The sequence below is a fragment of the Pseudoalteromonas sp. A3 genome (assembly GCF_025942345.1).
GTDB classification, from domain to species: domain Bacteria; phylum Pseudomonadota; class Gammaproteobacteria; order Enterobacterales; family Alteromonadaceae; genus Pseudoalteromonas; species Pseudoalteromonas atlantica.
Genome location: NZ_JAPCKL010000008.1, coordinates 113,689 through 134,866, shown reverse-complemented (window position 1 = coordinate 134,866; position 21,178 = coordinate 113,689). Strand labels below are relative to the sequence as shown.

At 42.3% G+C, this 21,178-nt stretch carries 17 protein-coding genes; 14 read left to right on the top strand and 3 right to left on the bottom strand.

Annotated elements, in window-relative coordinates; genetic code table 11:
- Positions 1-178: 178 nt before the first annotated feature.
- Positions 179-2,155 carry a signal recognition particle-docking protein FtsY gene (gene ftsY / locus OIZ54_RS14625; RefSeq protein WP_264390684.1) on the bottom strand — a complete coding sequence of 659 codons (1,977 nt, stop codon included), beginning with the start codon at positions 2,153-2,155 and terminating at the stop codon, positions 179-181.
- Positions 2,156-2,362: 207 nt separating this feature from the next.
- Here ftsY and rsmD point away from each other — a divergent pair, with 207 nt between their 5' ends.
- The 14 genes from rsmD to OIZ54_RS14555 all read left to right on the top strand — a co-directional run bounded on the left by rsmD (position 2,363) and on the right by OIZ54_RS14555 (position 18,583).
- The gene (gene rsmD / locus OIZ54_RS14620) at positions 2,363-2,968 is read left to right on the top strand and encodes a 16S rRNA (guanine(966)-N(2))-methyltransferase RsmD (RefSeq protein WP_004588625.1); all 606 of its coding nucleotides are present in this window, start codon (positions 2,363-2,365) and stop codon (positions 2,966-2,968) included.
- A gap of 145 nt (positions 2,969-3,113) precedes the next feature.
- Entirely contained in the window at positions 3,114-3,329 is a 216-nt protein-coding gene (gene rpsU / locus OIZ54_RS14615; protein WP_002957797.1) for a 30S ribosomal protein S21, read from the top strand.
- A gap of 20 nt (positions 3,330-3,349) precedes the next feature.
- Positions 3,350-3,796 carry a GatB/YqeY domain-containing protein gene (locus tag OIZ54_RS14610; protein ID WP_004588626.1) on the top strand — a complete coding sequence of 149 codons (447 nt, stop codon included), beginning with the start codon at positions 3,350-3,352 and terminating at the stop codon, positions 3,794-3,796.
- 372 nt (positions 3,797-4,168) lie between these two features.
- Complete coding sequence (gene dnaG / locus OIZ54_RS14605; RefSeq protein WP_024031414.1) at positions 4,169-5,920, top strand: DNA primase; 1,752 nt, start codon at positions 4,169-4,171, stop codon at positions 5,918-5,920.
- 124 nt (positions 5,921-6,044) lie between these two features.
- Positions 6,045-7,892, top strand: coding sequence for an RNA polymerase sigma factor RpoD (gene rpoD, locus OIZ54_RS14600; protein ID WP_054983281.1), 1,848 nt, complete (start codon positions 6,045-6,047; stop codon positions 7,890-7,892).
- Between the two features lie 66 nt (positions 7,893-7,958).
- Positions 7,959-8,840: a 50S ribosomal protein L11 methyltransferase gene (gene prmA, locus OIZ54_RS14595; RefSeq protein WP_264390683.1), complete on the top strand. Its 882-nt coding sequence runs from the start codon at positions 7,959-7,961 to the stop codon at positions 8,838-8,840.
- Between the two features lie 282 nt (positions 8,841-9,122).
- Positions 9,123-10,094: a tRNA dihydrouridine synthase DusB gene (gene dusB, locus OIZ54_RS14590; protein ID WP_264390703.1), complete on the top strand. Its 972-nt coding sequence runs from the start codon at positions 9,123-9,125 to the stop codon at positions 10,092-10,094.
- Between the two features lie 19 nt (positions 10,095-10,113).
- Positions 10,114-10,404: a DNA-binding transcriptional regulator Fis gene (gene fis, locus OIZ54_RS14585; RefSeq protein ID WP_002957804.1), complete on the top strand. Its 291-nt coding sequence runs from the start codon at positions 10,114-10,116 to the stop codon at positions 10,402-10,404.
- 324 nt (positions 10,405-10,728) lie between these two features.
- Positions 10,729-12,315, top strand: a complete 1,587-nt coding sequence (gene purH / locus OIZ54_RS14580; protein WP_004588631.1) for a bifunctional phosphoribosylaminoimidazolecarboxamide formyltransferase/IMP cyclohydrolase — start codon at positions 10,729-10,731, stop codon at positions 12,313-12,315.
- A gap of 97 nt (positions 12,316-12,412) precedes the next feature.
- Complete coding sequence (locus OIZ54_RS14575; protein WP_024031417.1) at positions 12,413-13,234, top strand: class I SAM-dependent methyltransferase; 822 nt, start codon at positions 12,413-12,415, stop codon at positions 13,232-13,234.
- Between the two features lie 16 nt (positions 13,235-13,250).
- Positions 13,251-14,534 carry a phosphoribosylamine--glycine ligase gene (gene purD / locus OIZ54_RS14570; RefSeq protein ID WP_024031418.1) on the top strand — a complete coding sequence of 428 codons (1,284 nt, stop codon included), beginning with the start codon at positions 13,251-13,253 and terminating at the stop codon, positions 14,532-14,534.
- 374 nt (positions 14,535-14,908) lie between these two features.
- Positions 14,909-17,449 carry an EAL domain-containing protein gene (locus OIZ54_RS14565; protein WP_264390682.1) on the top strand — a complete coding sequence of 847 codons (2,541 nt, stop codon included), beginning with the start codon at positions 14,909-14,911 and terminating at the stop codon, positions 17,447-17,449.
- Between the two features lie 28 nt (positions 17,450-17,477).
- Positions 17,478-18,287, top strand: coding sequence for a DUF2797 domain-containing protein (locus OIZ54_RS14560; protein ID WP_055252638.1), 810 nt, complete (start codon positions 17,478-17,480; stop codon positions 18,285-18,287).
- A 2-nt stretch (positions 18,288-18,289) separates the two neighbouring features.
- Positions 18,290-18,583, top strand: coding sequence for a DUF4144 domain-containing protein (locus OIZ54_RS14555; RefSeq protein WP_264390681.1), 294 nt, complete (start codon positions 18,290-18,292; stop codon positions 18,581-18,583).
- Between the two features lie 48 nt (positions 18,584-18,631).
- Here OIZ54_RS14555 and OIZ54_RS14550 read toward each other — a convergent pair whose 3' ends face one another.
- Together OIZ54_RS14550 and OIZ54_RS14545 are read right to left on the bottom strand one after the other, a co-directional pair.
- Positions 18,632-19,549, bottom strand: a complete 918-nt coding sequence (locus tag OIZ54_RS14550; RefSeq protein ID WP_264390680.1) for a histone deacetylase family protein — start codon at positions 19,547-19,549, stop codon at positions 18,632-18,634.
- A 77-nt stretch (positions 19,550-19,626) separates the two neighbouring features.
- Entirely contained in the window at positions 19,627-21,168 is a 1,542-nt protein-coding gene (locus tag OIZ54_RS14545; RefSeq protein ID WP_264390679.1) for a serine hydrolase, read from the bottom strand.
- Between the last annotated feature and the right edge of the window lie 10 nt (positions 21,169-21,178).

Genomic DNA, 21,178 nt, shown 5'->3' with positions numbered 1-21,178 from the left:
TTGACCTTTCAGGATTGAAATTTGCTCTGCCTAGAGACTATTTAATCGCGGCGCAAGGTTTATAGCCCAGAAGGCAAAGTAAAACCGAGCAATAAAAAGTAAATAGCCCAAAGGGCAGCGCATGTTTAATCTCAAAAGATAAACAGACCAAAAAAGGGAGCAAGCTCCCTTTTATGTATTAAGCGTCATCCTCATCTTGGCTAAATAAAGCGTCAATAAAGTCATCGCTTTTAAATGCGCGTAAATCATCAATACCTTCGCCAACACCAATGTAACGAATAGGAATATTAAACTTATCTGCAACCGCAAATATAACCCCACCTTTAGCAGTACCATCAAGTTTTGAGAGGGTAATACCGGTTAAACCAACACATTGATTAAATAAGTTTACTTGGCTAATTGCATTTTGACCTGTACCCGCATCAATGGTTAGCATAACTTCATGCGGTGCATCGGGGTCAATTTTCTTCATTACGCGGGCTATTTTTTCAAGCTCTTGCATTAAGTTATCTTTATTTTGCAAGCGCCCTGCTGTATCAGCAATTAATACATCTACATTACGCGCTTTAGCGGCTTGAAATGCATCAAACACCACCGAGGCACTATCTGCACCAGTGTGCTGGGCAATAACAGGAATGCTGTTACGCTCGCCCCACACTTGCAGCTGCTCTACGGCTGCTGCACGAAAGGTATCACCTGCGGCCAACATAACCGACTTACCTTCATTTTGAAATTGCTTAGCTAACTTACCAATGGTTGTCGTTTTACCTACGCCGTTTACACCGACCATTAATATAACAAATGGTTTTTTATCAGCATGTATCTCAAGCGGTTGCTCAGCTGTTTTAAGCATTGCGGCCATTTCTTGCTTCATTAAGTCATAAAGCGCATCGCCATCTTTAAGCTGCTTGCGATCGGCGGCATCAGTAAGGCTATCAATCAGCTTCATGGTGGTATCAACACCTAAATCGGCGGTAAGAAGCTGTGTTTCTAAATCTTCAAATAAATCATCGTCTATTTTTTTACCACTAAAAATAGATGCAAAGCCAGAGCCTATATTTACACGGGTTTTTAATAACCCTTTTTTAAGACGTGAAAAAAAGCCTTCTTTTTTAGGCTTTTCGGCAAGTTTAGCTTCTTCTTTTGCAAGCTCTGCCGTAATGCGCTCTTGCTCTAAACGATCAGCTTCGGCCTCTGCTGCAATACGTTCTTGCTCTGCACGTTCAGCTTCTGCCTGTTCTTGTGCAATACGCTCTTGTTCTAAGCGCTCAGCTTCTGCTTGCTCTGCGGCAATTCGCTGTTGCTCTAAACGCTCAGCTTCCGCTTCTGCAGCAATACGCTCTTGCTCTAAACGTTCAGCTTCTGCTTGTTCTGCAGCAATTCGCTGTTGCTCTAAACGCTCAGCTTCTGCTTCTGCAGCAATACGTTCTTGCTCTGCGCGTTCAGCTTCTGCCTGTTCTTGTGCAATACGCTCTTGTTCTAAGCGTTCAGCCTCTGCCTGTTCTGCTGCAATACGCTCTTGCTCTACACGTTCAGCTTCTGCCTGTTCTGCTGCAATACGCTCTTGTTCTAAGCGATCAGCTTCTGCTTTTTCTGCAGCAATACGCTCTTGTTCTAAACGCTCAGCTTCAGCTTTTTCTGCTGCAACACGCTCTTGCTCTAAACGCATTTGCGCTTCTTGCTCTGCTAAACGAGCGGCTTGTGCTTGTTGTTGTACCTGTGCTTCAGCTTGCTCTTTCGCAAGCAACTCAGCGTTGGCTTTTTCAATTGCTAATTTTTCATCTTGCTCAGCTTGCTCGCGCTCTGTGTCTAAACGTTGTTGCTCAGCTCGCTGTGCAGCCATTCGCTCTTGCTCTAAACGCATTTGCGCTTCTTGCTCAGCTAGACGAGCAGCTTGTGCTTGTTGTTGCGCCTGTGCTTCGGCTTGCTCTTTTGCAAACAACTCTGCATTAGCCTTTTCAATTGCTAAACGCTCTGCTTGTGCTTTTTCAGCAGCAATACGTGCTTGTTCTTCACGCTCTGCTTCGGCCTTTTCTGCCGCTAAGCGCTCAGCTTCTTGTTGCTGAGCTAATGCCTGTTGTTTATCAGCTTCTGCTTGTTTTTTATCTGACTTACCAAAACCGAGCCAAGACATGAATTTACTTTTTTTTGCCATACTTGCTAATAACCACTTATAAAAATCTGATAAACTAAAATTTGAAATAGCTTGGTGTGGCTCAGCAAAGCGTGCCGGCCAAACAACCGTTCAAAACGTAAGTGCTAAATAGTAACACTTTTAATGCGGTTGAAAAATGAAGCTAAACGTAAACTACGCACAATATTATCTGAGCTAGATCCCTTATACCATTTTTTAGTGACCTAAATGAGAAAAAAAACAACGAAAAATAAAGCAATTAGCAAATCTACTGACGGCTTTATTAGAGTAATTAGCGGGCAATTTCGTGGCCGTAAACTGCCGGTAAAAAATGTAGAAGGGCTACGCCCAACAACAGACCGCATTAAAGAAACCGTGTTTAATTGGTTAATGCAAGATACGCGCGATGCAACAGTACTCGATTGCTTTGCAGGCTCTGGCGGGCTTGGCTTTGAAGCGCTTTCTCGGTTTGCTAAAAGCACCACGTTTATCGAACTAGATGCCTCGGCTGCTAAGCAAATTGAGCAAAATATTAGTACCTTAAAGCTTGAAAATGCACAGGTAAAACACACTAATTCACTCTCATATTTAGAGCAAAAGAATACAAATTCACCATTTAATTTAGTTTTTGTTGACCCACCATTTCGTAAAAACTTAGCGCAAAGTAGCTGTGATTTATTAGAAAATAACCAATGGCTTAGCGAAGACGCGCTCATTTATGTTGAGGTAGAAACCGAGCTAAGCAGCTTTTCACAACCAGATAACTGGCTGTTAATTAAAGAGAAAAAAGCAGGGCAAGTATTCTGTAGGCTATACCAACGCCAGCCAAATTAACACTATTTAAGCCGCTGCATTTCTGTTAATATTATCCTTTACATGTGGTGTTGCTTCGGATTACAATACCGCACCATTTTTGAACCACTTGATCAATGTTTGATCAACTTGAGCAACGCTCATAATTTAGGTAGGTGAATTTTTAATGCCAGTAATTAAAGTAAGAGAGAACGAACCGTTTGACGTAGCACTTCGTCGCTTCAAGCGTTCATGTGAAAAAGCAGGTATCCTTTCAGAAGTTCGTCGTCGCGAGCACTATGAAAAGCCAACAGCTGAGCGTAAGCGTAAAAAAGCTGCAGCGGTTAAGCGTCACATGAAGAAGCTTTCTCGCGATAACGCACGTCGCGTTAAATTATACTAATAGTATTAGGTCTTGTATAAATGAGCCTTTTAATAACGCTAAAAGATGCGCAAAAAGATGCGATGAGAGCGAAAGACAAACAACGTCTTAACCCTATTCGCATGGTGCTTGCCGCAATCAAGCAACGTGAGATTGACGAGCAAATAACACTAGACGACGCAGGTATTACCTCCGTTATAGTGAAGCTTGTTAAACAACGTCGTGATTCTTACACTCAGTACAAAGATGCTGGGCGTGAAGATTTAGCCGAAATTGAAGCCAATGAGATCGCAGCACTAGAAACTTTTTTACCTCAACAATTGAGTGAAGAAGAAATTGTTGCCCTTATTGATGCGGCTATTGCTGATACTAATGCAGCAGGTATGCAAGACATGGGTAAAGTAATGGGTATAATCAAAAGCAAAGCCGAAGGACGTGCCGATATGGGCAAGCTTTCTGGTTTAATTAAGCAACGATTAACAGCCTAATACTCCCACATACACAAAGTATGATTAAAGCAAACCGAGCCTAGTGCTCGGTTTCTTCGTTTAAGTAGATAAACAAAACGCTTTTAAGTAATGCTCGTGCATGTAATTAAGTGATTTATTGTGTAACTACAAAAGCACATCGAGGGCTAGGTAAAATGGGTTATTTAGGGCTATCACTTACTGCGCCTGCACTGCTCTACCTTCAATATCCTAGCTTTGTATGCTGTTAGCGTCAGGTTTAGCACCTAAAAATGATTAAGTATTATTGCCCATGGATATAATGTAACTTTTTAGCTTACCGATACCCCTTTTATAAATGCGCGCATTGTGTTGAAATTACACCTCACCAATTGTTAGGACTACTTACAAAACATGGCTGGAAAGATCCCACGAAATTTTATTGACGATTTACTCGCCAGAACAGATATTGTAGAGCTAATAGACTCTAAAGTTGGTCTTAAAAAAGCAGGTAAAGACTACCAAGCTTGCTGCCCTTTCCATAACGAAAAATCTCCCTCGTTTACTGTTTCTCAAGATAAACAGTTTTACCACTGCTTTGGCTGTGGTGCTAATGGCAACGCTATTTCGTTTGTTATGGAATACGACAAGCTTGAATTTGTTGATGCTATAGAAGAGCTCGCAAGCCTTTTAAATTTAGACGTACCTCGCGAGAAAGGCAGTAGCTCAGCACCTGAGCGCACGGCAGCGCAAAAGCGCTCAGATTACGATTTAATGTTACACACAGCACGCTTTTACCAGCATCAATTAAAGCACCACAGTAACTCTGCTGCGGTGATTGACTATGTAAAAGGGCGTGGTTTAAGTGGCGAAACCGTTAAAAAGTTTATGATTGGCTATGCGCCGAGCGAATGGGAAGCGCTGTGCCAACAACTTGGCCGAACAAAAGAGCAAAAAGAACAGCTGGTCGAGCTTAAGCTCGCCTCAGAAAAAACACCAGGTAGGCAGTTTGATTTTTTCCGTGATCGGTTAATGTTCCCTATTCGTGATAAACGTGGCCGTGTTATTGCCTTTGGCGGGCGTGTAATGCAAGCCGACCAAGGGCCAAAATACCTCAACTCACCAGAGACCCGCATTTTTCATAAAGGCTTTGAGCTATATGGTCTGTATGAGGCAAAACAAGCACATAAAAAGCTTGAACATGTACTCATTGTAGAAGGTTACATGGATGTAGTTGCACTTGCAGAGCAAGGTATTGAATATGCCGTAGCTGCGCTTGGCACCGCAACAACAAGCGAGCATATGCATACGCTATTTAGAACCACCGACAAAGTTATTTGTTGTTACGATGGCGACAGAGCTGGCCGCGACGCTGCATGGCGAGCACTAGAAAATGCCCTGCCCTACTTAAACGATGGCAAAGCATTACACTTTGTATTTTTACCTGACGGCGAAGACCCTGATTCACTGGTTCAGCAAGAAGGTAAAACACAGTTTGAGCAACGCTTAAGCCAAGCAGATGATTTTACCAAAGTTTTATTTAATAAGCTTAGCCAAGAAGTAGACCTAACACTCGACTCAGGCAAAGCGAAGCTATTAAGTGCCGCTTTGCCGTTAATTGAAAAAATTCCGAGTGAATTTTACCAAGAAAATATTTTAGAGCAGTTAGGGCGATTAATTGGCCGTACGCGTGAGCAACTAAATAGCCGCTTAAAAACACCAAAGCAACAACACGCTGTTGAACGAAAATTTAAAATTACCCCAATGCGCCAAGCTATTGGTATTTTAATTCAGCACCCACAGTTAGCTAAAAGTGTGCCCCATTTGCCAGAATTGGCGCAAATGAACATAGCAGGCATTGGTTTGCTACTGCGCTTACAAGAGCGCGCACTGCAAAAAGACAATGCTAACACAGCGGTTTTACTCGAATCATTTAGAGATTCCGAAGATTACGAACCACTAGTAAAGCTTGCCACATGGCAGCACCAAATTAGTGATGAGCGTTTAGAGACTGTTTTTCAAAATACTTTTAAATTTATTGAAGATCAGTGTTTAAATTATCGACTAGAGACCCTATTAATAAAGGACAAGACACAGGGCTTATCAAGTGATGAAAAACTAGAATGTCATTTACTTATGACAGCGCTAAAAGCGAGTAACAGCTAGTCAGACTTGATTTAAACTGTTATACTGTGCTATTCACTGCGTCACATTATTAAAGTTAGTTAAAAGGCTAACTCTATGATGACGCCTGTTGTATCAACTTATCAGAGTGGAAGAAACAATCTCTATGGATCCAACTCCTCAGTCACAATTAAAACTTCTGATTCAAAAAGGTAAAGAGCAAGGCTACTTAACTTTTGCTGAAGTAAATGATCACCTTCCACAAGACATAATCGACTCAGATCAAGTAGAAGATATCATTAGCATGATTAATGACATGGGTATCAAGGTTAGCGAAAACGCGCCTGATGCTGATGAATTAATGATGCAAGAAACCACGACAGACGAAGACGCAGCAGAAGCTGCTGCTGCAGCCCTTGCAACTGTAGAAAAAGAAATTGGCCGTACAACTGACCCAGTGCGCATGTATATGCGTGAAATGGGTACTGTTGAACTTCTTACACGTGAAGGCGAAATTGTAATCGCTAAGCGTATTGAAGAAGGTATCAACCAGGTACAAATTTCTGTTGCCGAATACCCTGAAGCGATTACTTACCTACTTGAACAGTGGGATAAGTTTGAAGCAGAAGAAATGCGCTTAAGCGACATTATTTCAGGCTTTTTCGACCCTAACGAAGACGAAGCGCAAATCTCAGCAACTCACATTGGCTCTGAATTAAGTGAAGAACAACTTGATGAAGACGATGATGAAGATGACAAAGACAGCGATGACGATGAAGACGAAGAAGAAGTAGATACAGGCCCAGATCCAGAAGAAGCCCGTATTCACTTTGAAAACTTACGTGATTTATACGTTAAAGCTCGCGCTACCTTTGATGAAAAAGGGCGTTCGCACCCAGATTCTCAAGCCGCTATTTTTGAAATTGGCGAGCTTTTCAGAACTTTTAAATTAGTACCAAAACAGTTTGATCGCATGGTTAACAACATGCGTGAAATGATGGATAGAGTGCGTATTCAAGAACGCCTTATCATGAAACAAGCGGTACAAATTGCTAAGCTACCTAAGAAAACGTTTATTAAGCACTTTGCTAATAACGAAACTGACTCAGCGTGGCTAGACCTAGAAATAAATGCTAACGAAAAACATTCAGCTAAACTTGAAGAAGTGAAGCCTGAAATTATTCGTTGCATCCAAAAGCTATGTGTAATTGAAGAAAGCACAGGCTTAAGCATTGAGCGTATTAAAGACATTAACCGTCGTATGAGCATTGGTGAAGCAAAAGCGCGCCGTGCGAAAAAAGAAATGGTTGAAGCTAACTTACGTCTTGTAATCTCAATTGCTAAAAAATACACAAACCGTGGTTTACAGTTCTTAGATTTAATCCAAGAAGGTAACATTGGCTTGATGAAAGCGGTAGATAAGTTTGAATACCGCCGTGGTTATAAGTTCTCGACTTATGCTACGTGGTGGATTCGCCAAGCGATTACCCGCTCAATTGCTGACCAAGCAAGAACAATCCGTATTCCAGTACATATGATAGAAACGATTAATAAACTTAACCGTATCTCTCGTCAAATGTTACAAGAAATGGGTCGTGAGCCAAATCCTGAAGAATTAGCAGAACGCATGATGATGCCTGAGGATAAAATCCGTAAGGTACTTAAAATTGCCAAAGAGCCAATTTCGATGGAAACACCAATCGGTGATGATGAAGATTCGCACTTAGGTGACTTTATCGAAGATACCACTATTGATTCGCCAATCGACTCGGCAACAATGGAATCTCTTCGTGGCGCAACAAACGACGTGCTAGCAGGCCTTACAGCCCGTGAAGCTAAAGTACTTCGTATGCGCTTTGGTATTGATATGAATACCGACCACACCTTAGAAGAAGTAGGTAAACAGTTTGACGTAACACGTGAGCGTATTCGTCAAATAGAAGCGAAAGCACTGCGTAAATTACGCCACCCTTCTCGCTCTGATTTACTAAAAAGCTTTTTAGACGCTAAATAATTTAGCGCTTCATATAAACTAAAAAGGCCGCTGTAGCGGCCTTTTTTCTATTTAAAGGAAACAACCATGGCTTGGATCCAAATCCGTATCAATGCCAATGCTGCAACCGCAGATGCAGTGAGTGACTTATTAATGGAGGCAGGCAGCGCCTCTGTTACTTTTATTGACGCTAAAGACACGCCTATTTATGAGCCTAAAATTGGCACCGTAGAGTTTTGGGCCGATACCACTGTAATTGGTCTATTTGAAGCCAATCATGATATGAACGCGGTAATTGAATTACTTAAGCGTCATGATGAAATTAAAGACACACTGGTATACAAAATTGAGCAACTAGAAGATAAAGACTGGGAACGTGAGTGGATGGATAACTTTCACCCAATCCAGTTCGGCGAAAAACTGTGGATCTGCCCAAGCTGGCGCGACATTCCAGATCCAGATGCAGTTAATGTACTGCTCGACCCAGGCCTTGCATTTGGTACGGGTACGCATGCAACAACGGCACTGTGCCTTAAATGGTTAGAAAGCCAAGATTTAACCGGCAAAACGGTAGTAGATTTTGGTTGTGGCTCGGGCATTTTAGGCATTGCAGCCATTAAACTTGGTGCAGAGCGCATGATAGGTATTGATATTGACCCGCAAGCACTTGAAGCAAGCTTAGATAACGCACAGCGTAATGGCGTAGCCGATAAGCTTGAGGTATACCTACCAGAAAACCAACCTGAGTTTAGTGCTGATATTGTAGTAGCTAATATTTTAGCGCAACCGCTGCGTGAGCTTCACAGTGTAATTTTGGGATTACTTAAACCGGGTGGCAAAATTGCTATGTCGGGCATATTAGAAGAGCAAGCCCAATCGGTTGCCGATATTTACGCACCGTTTATTGAGCTTGACGATATTGCACTAGAGGGTGATTGGACCCGTGTAAGCGGCACAAAAAATAGCTAACCGCATACATTTATAAATTTAGAGTTTTAACTCAAAACTTGCATGTAAAGCCTGTATTTAACAGGCTTTACTATTTTTTTACAGTTAGAAAATTAGCACGCATAATTTGACAAAATTATTTTTTGTTTAAATTTCAAACAAATCGACCCGCTTGTCATGCGGTTATCAAAAGTCAATACGAAAAGGGCAAAAAAAAGTCACTTTTGTTCAATTTATAGCCTTTGATTTTTCCTAAAAAAACCGTAAACTTAGCGCCCCTTGAAAAGAGGCCTATTGAATACAGTGCGTATCGGTTCATACCAACTTGAGAATAATGTAATAGTCGCGCCAATGGCAGGTATTACAGACAGACCATTTAGACAGCTTTGCCGCCGCTTAGGCGCAGGCTTGGCCGTGTCTGAAATGTTATCGTCAAACCCGAAGGTTTGGAAAACTGAAAAATCGATGAACCGTATGGATCACAGCGGTGAGTCGGGTATACGCGCGGTGCAAATTGCAGGAGCTGATCCTGAGCTTATGGCGCAGGCCGCACAATTCAATGTTGCTAACGGTGCTCAGATCATAGATATCAATATGGGGTGCCCAGCAAAAAAAGTGAACAAGAAACTCGCAGGCTCTGCATTATTACAGTTTCCTGAACTTGTGGAAGAGATAGTTGATGCAGTGGTTAACGCTGTTGATATCCCGGTCACACTTAAAATCCGCACAGGATGGGATCAGGACAACCGTAATGGTGTAGAGATTGCGAGAATAGCTGAGCGTTATGGCATTGCGTCACTTGCCGTACATGGGCGTACACGCGCATGTATGTACAAAGGTGAAGCAGAATATGCCACGATTAGGGATATAAAACGCTCAGTGTCGATACCTGTGGTTGCTAATGGTGATATTATATCTCCAGAAAAAGCAAAGCAGGTTTTGGACTATACGGGTGCAGATGCCATCATGATTGGCCGAGCCGCCCAAGGTCGCCCTTGGATATTTAGGGAGATAGACCACTATTTGCGAACTGGAGAACACTTACCACCACCTGCTATTTCAGAGGTGCGAAGTATTTTAATGGAGCATTTAGATAACCTCCATGCGTTTTACGGCGAGCCAATGGGAGCGCGAATCGCTCGCAAACATGTATCTTGGTATTTGCAAACCCATGACAGTGACGGTCAGTTTAGGCGAGTATTTAATGCGCTCGACAACCCACAAGCACAGGTTGACGCATTAACGCAATACTTTAAAACACTAGCAGCTAACTAAGAAAGAAAGAGATTAAATAATGTTCGAACAAAACGTGACTTCTCCATTTATCACAAACCCTCATGTTCAGTCACACGAGAAACCGCAGCCATTGCGTGATGCAGTAAAAAAAGCTGTTCACCACTATTTAAAGCAGCTTAACGGTCAAGATGTGCAAGACGTTTACGACCTTGTTCTTTCAGAGCTAGAAGCGCCATTACTTGAAGAAGTAATGACATACACACGTGGTAACCAAACTCGTGCGGCAATTTTACTAGGTATCAACCGTGGTACTTTACGTAAAAAGCTTAAAAAATACGGCATGAACTAATACCAATTATATTGAAAGCGTAAGCATGCTAACGAGCTAAACAAGCCCATAACGGCGTTAAAAATTTCTTATGTAGAATAACTACACTGTAAAATTTTTGCCTTGTTATAGACTTGTTTTTCTATCGTTATAACTGCTTACTAATCCAATACAATTGGTATCATGCAAAAAAAGCACCTTAGGGTGCTTTTTTATGCGCACAATTTAGTAGAGATGTTGCAAAATGCTCACGCTTATTGGCGCTTTATAAGTCGTTTTTTGAGTAGTAATCAGTTAAAATGCCCGCTTCTAAGCTAGCTCATTAACTGAGGAAATTAAACTACAATGGATACTCATCGTCCTATTCGTCGCGCACTATTAAGTGTGTCTGATAAAACCGGTATTGTTGAATTTGCCCGCGCACTAGAAGCGCAAGGTGTAGATATTTTATCAACTGGCGGTACCTGCAAACTCCTTGCTGATAACGGCATAAAAGTGACTGAAGTATCAGATCACACAGGTCATCCTGAAATCATGGATGGTCGCGTAAAAACCCTTCACCCTAAAATTCACGGCGGTATTTTAGCGCGTCGCGGACAAGATGAAAGCGTAATGGCAGATAACAACATCTCTGCTATCGATATTGTTGTAGTTAACTTATACCCCTTTGCGAATACTGTCGCTCAAGAAAACTGCAGCCTTGAAGATGCTATTGAAAACATTGATATTGGCGGACCTACCATGGTTCGTGCAGCCGCTAAAAACCACAAAGACGTCACCATCGTGGTAAACGCAAACGATTACGAGCGCGTTATTAGCGAAATGCAAAGCAACAATGGCTCAACAACGTACAAAACACGTTTTGATTTAGCCATTGCCGCGTATGAGCACACAGCTCAGTACGATGGCATGATTGCTAACTACTTTGGCAAAATGGTACCTGATTACACTGAAGAAGCCGCTGAAGAGACTAAATTCCCACGCACTATCAATATGCAGTTCACTAAAAAGCAAGATATGCGTTACGGTGAAAACTCACATCAAGATGCTGCTTTTTATGTTGAAAACAACGTAAGCGAAGCGTCTGTTGCAACAGCTACTCAGCTACAAGGTAAAGCCCTTTCTTTTAATAACATTGCAGATACCGACGCCGCACTTGAGTGTGTTAAAGAATTTGATGTACCTGCATGTGTTATTGTTAAACACGCAAACCCATGTGGCGTTTCAATTGGCGAAGATATTCTTAGTGCTTACGACCGCGCCTTTAAAACAGATCCAACCTCAGCGTTTGGTGGCATTATTGCCTTTAACCGCGAGCTTGACGCTGCAACAGCACAAGCCATTGTTGAGCGTCAATTTGTTGAAGTAATTATTGCTCCTAGCGTTTCAAGCGAAGCAGCAAAAATTGTTGAAGCGAAAAAGAACGTACGCTTATTAGCGTGTGGTCAATGGAGTGGCAAAGCAACTGGCCACGATATTAAACGCGTTAACGGCGGTGTTTTAGTACAAGACCGCGACCTAGGCATGGTTACCCAAGGCGATTTAAAAGTCGTATCTAAGCGCCAACCTTCTGAGCAAGAACTTAAAGATTTACTATTTTGCTGGAAAGTGGCTAAGTTTGTTAAATCAAACGCGATTGTATATGCCCGCGACGGTATGACCATTGGCGTAGGCGCAGGCCAAATGAGCCGTGTTTACTCAGCTAAAATAGCGGGTATTAAAGCCGCTGATGAAAATCTAGAAGTACCTGGCTCTGTAATGGCATCAGATGCGTTTTTCCCATTCCGTGATGGTATAGATGCAGCCGCAGCCGCTGGTATTACTGCGGTTATTCAACCGGGTGGTTCAATGCGCGATGAAGAAGTTATCGCCGCCGCTGACGAAGCTGGCATGGCGATGGTATTTACCGGCATGCGCCACTTCCGCCACTAATCACACAAAGGGTTAAACACAACGTTTAGCCCTTTTTGTTTGCAATCAATTCACGTATTCTGGTTCAACACCTATATAAAATGTTAAGGAACAAACGATGAAATTTGCACTAAAGTCACTACTTGTTGCCTCGCTTACGCTGACCTCAACAATGGCACTTAGCCATAACCATGAGTCAAGCCTTAGCCATGCTATTCAATCAAGCGAGCGTAGCGCTAAAAATAGCGCCCGCGATGAATACCGTCACCCTGAGCAAACACTGGCATTTTTTGGTTTTAAACCAACAATGACTGTGGTTGAAATTGCCCCAGGCGGTGGTTGGTACAGCGAAATTTTAGCCCCAGCACTTAAAGAGCAAGGCTTATATTACGCAGCGCATTTTCCGAGTGATTCATCGGTAGGTTACTACCAGCGCTCTTTAGCCGGCTTTAAGAAAAAAGTGGCCGAGGATGAGCGTTTTAGCAAAGTAAAAATTTCTGAGTTTGCCCCATTAACGCACACTGATATTGCCCCTGCCGGCACTGCCGACATGGTATTAACCTTTCGCAATGTACATAACTGGTACATGGGTAAAGACACTAAAGGCGCACTCAGTGCATTTAAGTCTTTTTATAAAGCGTTAAAACCAGGTGGCGTATTAGGTGTAGTTGAACATCGCTTAGATGAAAGCCGACCTGATGAGGATCAAAAATCAACCGGCTACATGAAGCAAAGTTACGTAGTCGATTTAGCTAAAAAAGCTGGATTTGAATTAGTTGCAAGCAGTGAGATTAACGCCAATCCAAAAGATACAGCCGATCACCCTAAAGGGGTGTGGACGCTACCACCTAGCTTACGCCTTGGCGAACAAGACGCTGATAAATACAAAGCTATTGGTGAAAGCGACCGTATGACGCTGAAATTTAAAAAACCGCTTTAAATAGGAATATTTCGCCATGAATGTATTAGTCATTGGCAGCGGCGGCCGTGAACACGCACTTGCGTTTAAGGCCGCTCAAAACACGAAAGTAAACACTGTATTTGTAGCACCGGGTAATGCCGGTACTGCACTTGAGCCAAAACTAGAAAACGTTGCAATTAACGTTGAAGACCTAGATGGCCTATTAAGCTTTGCACAACAAAACAATGTAGAACTTACTATTGTTGGCCCTGAAGTACCGCTTGTATTAGGCGTAGTAGATAAGTTCCGTGAACATGGTCTCGCTATTTTTGGTCCAACAGCCGGTGCAGCACAGCTAGAAGGCTCTAAGTCGTTTACTAAAGACTTTTTAGCTCGCCATGCCATACCAACTGCTGATTACCAAACGTTTGAACAAATTGACCCTGCCCTTGCTTATTTAAAAGAAAAAGGCGCGCCAATTGTAATAAAAGCAGATGGCCTAGCAGCTGGTAAAGGCGTTATTGTGGCAATGGATGAACGCGAAGCTGAAGATGCTATTCGCGATATGCTTGCTGGTAATGCTTTTGGCGAGGCTGGCAGCCGCGTCGTGATCGAAGAGTTTTTAGAAGGCGAAGAAGCTTCTTTTATTGTTATGGTTGATGGTAAAAACATTTTGCCATTTGCAACAAGCCAAGATCATAAGCGTGCATACAATGGCGATGAAGGTCCAAATACTGGCGGCATGGGCGCATACTCACCGGCACCTGTAGTAACCGACGAAATCCACCAGCGCATTATGAACGAAGTCATCGTTCCTACCGTTGAGGGTATGGCAAGCGAAGGCCATCCTTACACAGGCTTTTTATACGCAGGCTTAATGATTGATGCCCAGGGCACGCCAAAAGTAATTGAGTACAACTGTCGTTTTGGTGACCCTGAAACGCAACCTATGATGCTTCGTCTTAAATCAGACTTGGTTGAACTAGTTGAAGCGGCAAACCGCGAAGAGCTTGATAAAACAACCATTGAGTTTGACCCGCGCGCAGCCGTAGGTGTTGTACTTGCCGCTAAAGGCTACCCAGGTGATTACCCTAAAGGTGATGCAATATCAGGCCTTAAAGTTAACTACCCTGCTGATGAAAAAGTATTTCATGCGGGTACTAAGCAAGATGGCGAAAACGTTGTCACCGCAGGTGGACGTGTATTATGTGCAACGGCACTCGGCAATACCGTTACCGAGGCACAGCAACGTGCATACGAGCTTGTAAAACAAATTAGCTGGGAAGGTATGGAGTACCGCACCGATATTGCTTACAGAGCGATTGCCCGAGAGCAGTAGCCTGTAACTAAATTATTGGTTTAACTTAGGGCCTGTTTATCTTTCGAGATTAAATTTGCAGCAGTGTGTTTGCTATTTAGGCAAGGCAGAGCCTATGTAGTGTGGTTATTCCCCATAAATAGGCGATAACGCAGTATAAATACCAAACACGCGTTGCACGAAGGTTCGTCCTAGGGACGATTAACTCTTTGTTGCTCGGTTTTTACTTAGCCCACTAGGTTACAAACCTCGCGCCACGATTAAATCGTCCCTAGTTAGAACAAATTTTAATCCTGAAGGATAAGCAGGCCCTAAAAATTTAACTAAAAAAGCGCAGTTTATATGCGCCTTTTTAGTGCTACACTAATTAAAAGAGTTATTACAAGTATACAACGTTGGAAACGAAAGCTTTACGTTATCATGCCGCGGCCATAGCCATACTGATTTTCATATTTTATATTATTAGCACACTCGCTTCTAACCTGGTTGTGCCGACTCGCTATACCATCGATAAAACCACGCCTGTATATTTAGACTTTGCCTACTACATAGATGAAAGTAAATCTCACACACTCAACGATATTATTTTAAATCCCGAGCTAATCACCCACCAACCGTTAACCGATATTCAATGGAGCTTTAAGCAGCAAAACTATTGGCTATTTATAGACCTTGAAAATAAAAGCTTGGATGCTCAAGACATTGTTGCCCATTTTGATAACCCGATGGTTGATCACCTAAGCGTGTATCGGTTAAACAAAAGAAATGAGCTTATAGAAAGCTATAAATTAGGTGATAAAGTAAAGTCTCTTACGCTTTTTCAATATAGCGTACCGCATATACGTTTTGCACTTGAGAGTAAAACAACAGAGCGCTTAGCCATAAAAATAGATACAACGGGGATCAGCAAAACCCCAGTTAATTTGTATCGCCATAAAGAATTTGTTGATTTAGTTCGCTCGCAAACCGGCATTTGGGGCATATTTGCCGGCGTGTTATTAATGGCTGCCCTGTATAATTTAGTGCTTTATTTTGGGATTAAAGACCGCGTTTATTTAGTTTATATAGGCTATATAATTAGCGCGCTGTGTTTAATGGGCATTGTAATGGGCTTTGGCTTTTACTTGTGGCCCCTAGAGTGGCAATTGTACTTACACGAAAAAGTGATTTTTTCAAACTACGCAATGGCCTTTTTTACGCTCGCCTTTTGCACCATGTTTTTGCGCTACCACAAGGACAAATGCTGGCGCTATAAAATGAGTAAAGCGCTACTTATTTTAATATCTTTATTATCAATCACCACTTTATTTATACCCGAGTACATTGCAGCACCCATCTTTTTTTGTGTATTAAGCTTGTTATATATTACGTGTGTTATTTTAATTTATAACAAACTACGCACGGGCTTTAGGTGGGCGAAGTTTTACGTTTTTTCGTGGGTTCCCCTCATTGTTGGCGCGGCAATACAGCCATTAGAATTAACGGGCTATTTGGATTATAGCTTTGCGATTCGTCACGCGTTTTTAGTGGCTATATTGTGTGAAGTTATTTTAATGGCTATGGCACTTGCCGATAGAGTGCGCTACCAGCGCGAGCGTGCGCTTTATCATGCTACACATACCCAGCAAACTAAATTACTTAACAGTGCCAAATTAAAACAAGCGTTTATGAGCTTACAAGCACAGGGGCGTAATACCACCTTGTGTTTAATTAAAATTCGCCATTTTAACTCGCTCAATACCATTATTACCCCATCGCAGGGCTACACTTTAATAAAGCACGTGGCTAAACAAATAGAGTTAGAGCTTAGCCATGAGCGCGAATTTACCAACCTAGATACAGATTTTAATAACAGCCCCCGCTTAGCCGACTTAGGCAGTGGGGTATTTGCCTGCATATCTACTAAAAACCAAAACCAGGAGTCACTTGAAGGGGCCTTAATTAAAGTTATAAATAGCCTACCCAAACAATACGAAATTCAAGGCTTAAACTTACAACTTACCTATAACATAGGGATTAGTAGCGCAGCCCACAGTGACGACTTTGAATACTGGACAAAACGGGGTTACTTGGCACTTAAAAAAGCTAAAAGTAATAACGATTTAGTAGTAAGCGCTTCTAACGGCAGTAATATATTAATGGATGTGGCATTGGCCGCTAAATTACAACAAGCGATTAAAAACAACCAACTAGCGTTGTATTACCAACCTCAAATAGGGTTGAACTTTAATCAAGTATGTGGCGCTGAAGCGCTGCTACGTTGGCCCGACCCGGCTTTTAAAGGCGTATCGATAGAAGAGCTGATCACCCTTGCTGAGCACACAGGTATTATTAACGAGCTTACCTTATGGGTTATTGAGCAAGCCTGTAAAGATATCGTCAAACTAACCGAGCAAGGCTATAACGATCACCCAATTAGCGTAAATTTAAGTGCAAAAAATCTGTCGATTAAAAACCTAGCCGAAAAAGTCGAAAACGTCCTTATAAAATACCAAGTTCCGGCGCAGCTTCTTAAGTTTGAATTAACGGAGTCAGCATTAGTCGAAAGCCACGAAGCGCTTATTGCATTGGTTAATGAGCTTTCTGATTTAGGGGTGCGCGTGGTCCTTGATGACTTTGGCACTGGCTATTCATCACTAAGTTATTTGGTTAATTATCGCTTTACGGAGCTCAAAGTAGATAAATCGTTTGTATTTGACTTAACAAATAACACCGCCAATAAAGTGATTGTGCAAACCGCTATAGATATGGCACATAACCTAGGGCTATCTATAACCATGGAAGGCATAGAAACCCAAGATGTGCACCACTTATTAAAAGAAATGGGCGCCGACAGAGCGCAAGGTTACCTATACGCTAAGCCACTTCCCCTAGATGACTATTTGTATTTCTTAAAAAGCCAATACAGTTTAAAGATGTTAAACTCCACGTTTTAATATCAACATCTTTAGGGGCCAAGTAAAGATGCAAGGCACTTTGCGTAAATTAAAATCGAGCTTAACAGAGCCGGTTCAATATCATCTTCCTGTGGGCGACAACCTAGTCGACCTAAACGCACTCATTGGTAAAGAGTTAACGCTGACGTTTAGCGGTACCATTTTATGCTCAAACTGTGGCAAAAAAACCAAAAAGAGTTACTCGCAAGGCCACTGTTTTGTGTGTATGCGCAAGCTTGCTAGCTGCGATATGTGCATTATGAAACCAGAAACCTGCCATTACGATAAAGGCACTTGCCGCGAGCCGCAATGGGGCGAAGAAAACTGCATGATCCCGCATTATGTGTATTTAGCAAACACCTCTGGGCTTAAAGTAGGCATTACTCGCCATACGCAAATACCGACACGTTGGGTTGATCAAGGCGCCACTCAAGCACTGCCTATTTTTAAAGTACAAACACGTTTGCAATCAGGCTTAGTTGAGGTGGCATTGGCCGAGTTTATTGCCGATAAAACCAATTGGCGTAACATGCTAAAGGGTCAAAACGAAGCCATTGACCTTAAAGCCGCTGCGGCAGAGCTGATCCCGCAAATTAGCGATAAATTAAACGAGCTAAGCGAGTTATTTGGTGCCACAGCCATAGAGCAACTTGATGAAGACGTGGTTGATTTAAACTTTCCGGTGACAGAGTACCCTACTAAAATTAGTTCGTTTAATTTTGATAAAAACCCAGTAGTAAGCGGCGTGCTGCAAGGTATAAAAGGTCAGTACTTAATTTTTGATACTGGCGTTATTAATGTGCGTAAATTTACCTCATACGAGGTAACCGTAGGGTAACTATGCTAAACAGCTTTCCACAGTTATTAATTGTTTATAATGAGCTTGAAATAGCGCACGATAAACAAGAACAAGAAGCGTGTTTGCACAGCGTTACGCAAAGTGAGCTTAGTAATGTGCGCGTGTTAAACAAGCAAGGTGAGTACGTTGACCTGCAAGGCACTGCATGCGCTCCTCTTTCACAGGAGCAGCTAGCGCAACTGGTAACCACTTATTTATTAAATGAAGGGCAATGCTGCCTTGGCAAAATTAAAACCCTTAATACCAAGCAGGCGTTTGATTTACTGGGTTTATAACCCTTAGTTATACCAATTCGCTTAATTAAGTATTATTGCGGATTGGTATTAGTACTCACTAAGCACTTTTATATGCGCTACAGCACTTCTTCCTAATGCTGATAGCGCATAGCCCCCTTCAAGGTAAGATATAACACCTTTGCAGCCACTCTCTTTTGCAACGTCGCATAATTGCTCTGTAAGCCAGCTGTAGTCATCTTCTACAAACTTTAAACTTGCCATGTCATCTTCTAGGTGGGCATCAAACCCTGCACTAATAAATAGCAGCTCTGGCTTAAAAGCTTTTAATTTTGGCAACCATTGGGTATTAAACACTTCTTTTAAATCATCGCCACTACTGGCAATTGGCAAAGGGGAATTAACTATGTGGCTGTTATTTTTTACGGCCGTGTTTGGGTAAAATGGGTATTGAAATAGCGAACAAAGTAATATGTTTTCATCGTTTATAAATATGTCTTGGGTGCCATTACCATGGTGTACGTCAAAATCAGCAATTGCTATACGTTTAATGCCTTTACTTTGGGCATACTTAACCGCTATAGCTAAATTATTAAATACACAAAACCCAGATGAAGCATGTCCATTGGCATGATGTCCTGGCGGGCGTACAGCGCAAAACGCCGCATCGAGTTTATCTGCGAGTATTTCATCTACAGCCAACAACCCTGCTCCTACGGCGCGCTCTACCGCTTTAAACGAATCAGGGCAAAGCCAGGTGTCGCCATCAAGGTTATGCAGCCCCTGCTCAGGAACTAAGCGCTCCACAAGGTTAACTAATGACTCATCATGGGCTAATAAGTAATGCTCACGCTGCGCTTTAGGCGCTTGTAGATGCGTTAAGCCAATATCTACACCACTTGCCAAAAGTCTATCGGCAATAGAGTCTAGGCGCTCTGGGCACTCAGGATGATCGTCAATCATTTTATGTTTACGGCAATGAGGGTGTGAAATAACTGCAGTACGCATAAACGCTCCTTTAATGTGAGTGCTTAATATAACAAAGCCACCTTACGGTGGCTTTGCGACTTTGGTGTATAGCATCACTACTTAGCTTTTAAATTAAGGTTTCTAAAATCAAAACTAAAGTCTGTTACCGCTGTTGATACCGCGCGCATTTTTGCGCTATTAACACGGTTGTTTGCGCCCATATCAAAACGAATAAACGCATCTGCCTCGAGTAGCTTTTCATCCCATTTAACAATAAACGTATTACCTGTGTAATGCTCAAGCGTGCCTTTTAAGCGTTTGGTATGGGTAAAATCAATACGTAGTTTGCCATCTAGTTGCTCAATAATTACATCGCCGTACCAATCGTCATGTAACGTGCCGGTGTAATTTATATTAGGTAACTGTGGCTGGTAATCTGCTGGGGTGTCGGGTTTTGCATTGGCGTAGGCTTTTTGTTTACTCGCAAAATGTTTTTTAGCCAACTCTTCAACCCAGTCTTTATCTTCAAGCTCAAGGGCGTCTTCAAGCACTTCGTGGGTAACTGCCGAAAGTGCACTAAATGCTTGCTGATTAGATAAAATAACAATGCCGAGCTTTTTCTCAGGCAATAATGTAACTTGCGACACCATACCTAAAATGCCCCCGCCGTGGCCTAGCTTTTTAAAGCCGTGGTAATCTTCAATGCTCCAACCTAGCCCATAGCCTCTAAATTGCTGATGATAGGCCTCATACGCACTTTTAGAAGCCATAGAGGTAATATGCGGGTGCCACATTTGCGCTTGCTGTTTTTCACTAAATAGTTGCTCGCCGCTTGGCATTTTTCCGCCAGCTAACTGCGTTAGTAACCATTGGCTCATATCGTTTACGCTCGATGCAATAGCCCCTGCGCCTCTAAAGTCTTCTAGGTAGTTAACAAAAAAAGGATTGAGCTTGCCATCCATTGGTATGTGGCCAATTGCCCAGTTTTTATTACTTTTTGGAATACGCGAAAAGCCCGCGCGCGAGTTATCCATGTGCAAAGGCTGTAATATATTTTTTTCGATGTAATCGTTCCAGCTCATTCCTGATACACGTGCCACCACTTCGCCTGCGGTTACAAACATTAAGTTGTTATAGGCATACTGGCTGCGAAAGCTGCTGGCTGGCTTTAAATACTGTAGGCCGGCTAAAATAGCCTCTATAGATTTATCAGTACTTGGCCAAATCATTAAATCGCCCTGCCCAAGCCCTAAGCCACTGCGATGGCTTAATAAATCACGAACACGCATTTCGCGGGTTACGTAGGAATCGTACAACCTAAACTCAGGTAAGTGGTCAATTACCCTGTCACCCCAGCTTAACTTACCTTCATCAACCAACTTAGCCAGCGCTGCACTGGTAAACGCTTTTGTGTTTGAGGCAATACCAAAAAGTGTGTCTTTGTTCACTTTTGCATTTGTATTGAGGTTGCTTGTCCCAAACCCTTTAGCAAATACAACTTTATCGTCTTGCACAACCGCTACCGCCATACCCGGTACGTCAAAGCGTGCCATTGAGGTGTTAATGACCTCTTCTAAATCCGTAGTATTAATTTGTGCCCAACTATTAAAAGTGGCACTGGCAAGCAACGCTAAACTGGCTAATTTGGTGAGTTTCATGATTATCCTT

What these genes read in the sequence shown, in the direction of transcription:
- OIZ54_RS14610 (WP_004588626.1), top strand. Translation starts at nt 3,350, where the DNA reads ATGAGCCTTTTAATAACGCTAAAAGATGCGCAAAAAGATGCGATGAGA.
- rsmD (WP_004588625.1), top strand. Translation starts at nt 2,363, where the DNA reads ATGAGAAAAAAAACAACGAAAAATAAAGCAATTAGCAAATCTACTGAC.
- OIZ54_RS14560 (WP_055252638.1), top strand. Translation starts at nt 17,478, where the DNA reads ATGCAAGGCACTTTGCGTAAATTAAAATCGAGCTTAACAGAGCCGGTT.
- OIZ54_RS14555 (WP_264390681.1), top strand. Translation starts at nt 18,290, where the DNA reads ATGCTAAACAGCTTTCCACAGTTATTAATTGTTTATAATGAGCTTGAA.
- rpoD (WP_054983281.1), top strand. Translation starts at nt 6,045, where the DNA reads ATGGATCCAACTCCTCAGTCACAATTAAAACTTCTGATTCAAAAAGGT.
- rpsU (WP_002957797.1), top strand. Translation starts at nt 3,114, where the DNA reads ATGCCAGTAATTAAAGTAAGAGAGAACGAACCGTTTGACGTAGCACTT.
- prmA (WP_264390683.1), top strand. Translation starts at nt 7,959, where the DNA reads ATGGCTTGGATCCAAATCCGTATCAATGCCAATGCTGCAACCGCAGAT.
- ftsY (WP_264390684.1), bottom strand. Translation starts at nt 2,155, where the DNA reads ATGGCAAAAAAAAGTAAATTCATGTCTTGGCTCGGTTTTGGTAAGTCA.
- purD (WP_024031418.1), top strand. Translation starts at nt 13,251, where the DNA reads ATGAATGTATTAGTCATTGGCAGCGGCGGCCGTGAACACGCACTTGCG.
- fis (WP_002957804.1), top strand. Translation starts at nt 10,114, where the DNA reads ATGTTCGAACAAAACGTGACTTCTCCATTTATCACAAACCCTCATGTT.
- dnaG (WP_024031414.1), top strand. Translation starts at nt 4,169, where the DNA reads ATGGCTGGAAAGATCCCACGAAATTTTATTGACGATTTACTCGCCAGA.
- OIZ54_RS14545 (WP_264390679.1), bottom strand. Translation starts at nt 21,168, where the DNA reads ATGAAACTCACCAAATTAGCCAGTTTAGCGTTGCTTGCCAGTGCCACT.
- purH (WP_004588631.1), top strand. Translation starts at nt 10,729, where the DNA reads ATGGATACTCATCGTCCTATTCGTCGCGCACTATTAAGTGTGTCTGAT.
- OIZ54_RS14575 (WP_024031417.1), top strand. Translation starts at nt 12,413, where the DNA reads ATGAAATTTGCACTAAAGTCACTACTTGTTGCCTCGCTTACGCTGACC.
- OIZ54_RS14550 (WP_264390680.1), bottom strand. Translation starts at nt 19,549, where the DNA reads ATGCGTACTGCAGTTATTTCACACCCTCATTGCCGTAAACATAAAATG.